The sequence below is a fragment of the Arthrobacter sp. 754 genome (assembly GCF_040548695.1).
Taxonomy (GTDB): domain Bacteria; phylum Actinomycetota; class Actinomycetes; order Actinomycetales; family Micrococcaceae; genus Arthrobacter.
In genome coordinates this window covers 1-1127 of record NZ_JBEPSC010000016.1, presented here as the reverse complement: position 1 = coordinate 1127, position 1127 = coordinate 1, and the positions used below count along the sequence as shown (strand labels likewise).

Sequence of the window (1127 nt, the reverse complement as noted above, 5' to 3'; positions counted from 1 at the left end):
GCGGCGTCGGCGCCGGTGATGAAGAAGATTGCGACCAGGACCATGGCCAGGACGATGACGGCGGCGGTGAGCCAGCCGGGCATGCCGAGGTTTTTGACCAGGTCGAAGAGGGCGCCGTCGAAGTTTACGGAGGGGACTCCGTTGGCTGTTGTTACCAGCCCGGGGGTGCCTGCTTTGTCGGCTTCCTGCTGGACGTGGAAAGCGGCTCCGCCGAAGATGCCGAACCAGATGACGCTGACGACGCTGGGAACGAGGAGGACGCCGGTGACGAACTGGCGGATGGTGCGGCCGCGGCTGATGCGGGCGATGAAGAGTCCGACGAAGGGCGTCCAGGAGATCCACCAGGCCCAGTAGAAGATGGTCCAGCTGGTCATCCAGCTTCGGAGGGCGTCATCGCCGACTGCTTCGGTCCGGGAGGACATTTCGGCCAGGTCGCGGGCGTAGTCGCCGACGGCGGAGGGGATCAGGTTCAGGATGAACAGGGTGGGGCCGGCGATGAAGACGATGAGTGCGAGGACGACGGCGAGGACCATGTTGATGTTGGAGAGCCACTGGATGCCGCGGCTGATGCCGGAGACGGCCGACGCGACGAAGCAGAGGGTCAGGACGGCGACGATTCCGACGAGCACGGGGGTGCCGATTTCGCCGAACCAGCCGTTGGAGGTCATGCCGGAGCCGATCTGCAGGGCGCCCAGGCCCAGGGATGCGGCGGTGCCGAAGAGGGTGGCGAAGATGGCCAGGATGTTGATGAATTTCCCGATGGGCCCTTCGACCCTCCTGACGCCGAAGAGCGAGGTGAAGGCGACGGAGATCAGTTGCCTGCGGCCCAGGCGGTAGGTGCCGTAGGCCATGGCGATGCCTACCACTGCGTACATGGCCCAGGGGTGCAGTGTCCAGTGGAAGATGGAGGTGGCCATGGCGGTCTGGATGGCTTCGGGGGTGCGGCCGTTCACGGTTCCGGGCGGGGGAGAGATGTAGTGGTAGAGCGGTTCGGCCACTCCGTAGAACATCAGTCCGATGCCCATGCCGGCGGCGAACATCATCGAGACCCAGGAGACGGTCCGGAATTCGGGTTTTTCGCCGTCTTTGCCCAGCGGGATGTTGCCGAATTTGCCCAGGGCCAGCCA

General features: G+C 65.0%; 1 protein-coding gene. It reads right to left on the bottom strand.

The window, feature by feature from the left end; translation table 11 throughout:
- On the bottom strand, window positions 1–1127 hold a 1127-nt coding region (locus ABIA70_RS21625; protein ID WP_354149647.1), incomplete at both ends, for a BCCT family transporter.